Genomic DNA, 1,029 nt, shown 5'->3' on the forward strand with positions numbered 1-1,029 from the left:
AGATGTGTATACGGGACAGTCCGGGATGGGCGGTGGGAAGGGGCACGGTGCGACGGGGACGTTCAGGGGCGGGAGCCGTCCGCGGCGGCCCGGCAGCGGTCCCGGGCCTGCACGAAGACCTCCACGGCTCGGTCCCGGTCCGGGGTGCGGTACATCCAGGGCGGGGGCGTGAAGTAGGGGCCGATCGCCTCGAACACCCGGGCGGCGTCCCGGAACTGGAGGGAGCCCCACAGGGCGTGGGCGAGGTGGTTGAGGTCCGGCAGCGCGCGCTCGGCGGGAGGCGTGGGCTCGAACCAGGAGTGCAGCGCGCGCCGTGCCTCGCGGGCCGCCTCCTCCGCCACCCAGTGCAGGTCCAGCGCGGCGTCGTGTCCGCTGTCCCGGCGGTAGCGCTCGACCCGGACGTACAGCGGCAGCAGGTGGAGCGCGGAGCCGGGCGGGGCCTGGCCTGCGGCCCACTGCGCGTACCCCGCGGCCTCCGCGAGCCGCCCCGCGCCACCGCGCGCGTACAGGAACTGCAGCATCCGGTGGTGGGCCTCGCGGTTGAACGGGTCGCGCCTGCCGGCCTCGGCCAGCAGCCCCCAGGGGCCGGGCGGCAGCATCGGCTCCGGCGCGGCGGCCCGGTGCTCCTCCCAGCGCTGCTCCGGATCGAGCTGGGCCAGCGCCAGCAGGCACACCCAGGGCACCGGGTCGTGCGGGGCGGCCGTGGTGGCCGTCTGCGCCGCGTCCCACGCCTCGATCCACAACTCGTGGGTACGGCGGTGCCGTTCCCGCCGGGCGCGCAGGGCCCGCTCCACGCCGACCCGGGCGTGCATCACCACCGCGTGGACGTTGCCGGGGTCCTCGGCGAGCCAGGCCCGCACCACGTCGGTGCCGGCCGCGGCTGCCGCCAGGACCTGGGTGCGCTGGGTCCACTGCCACCACTGCGTGGTCTCCGCGAGCAGGGTGCGCATGGCCATCCAGCGGCCGGTGCGCAGGTCCTGGAGGGCGGCGCGCAGCGCGTGGTCGGGGCCGGCGGGGTCGTAGGAGGGG

At 77.0% G+C, this 1,029-nt stretch carries 1 protein-coding gene; it reads right to left on the minus strand.

What is annotated here, in order from left to right:
* Window positions 1-62: 62 nt before the first annotated feature.
* Window positions 63-1,029 (minus strand): hypothetical protein (locus tag CCN44_RS41020; protein ID WP_086704295.1); only part of this gene is annotated, 967 nt, incomplete at its 5' end.

It is taken from the genome of Streptomyces tricolor, from assembly GCF_002155905.1.
GTDB classification, from domain to species: Bacteria; Actinomycetota; Actinomycetes; order Streptomycetales; family Streptomycetaceae; genus Streptomyces; species Streptomyces tricolor.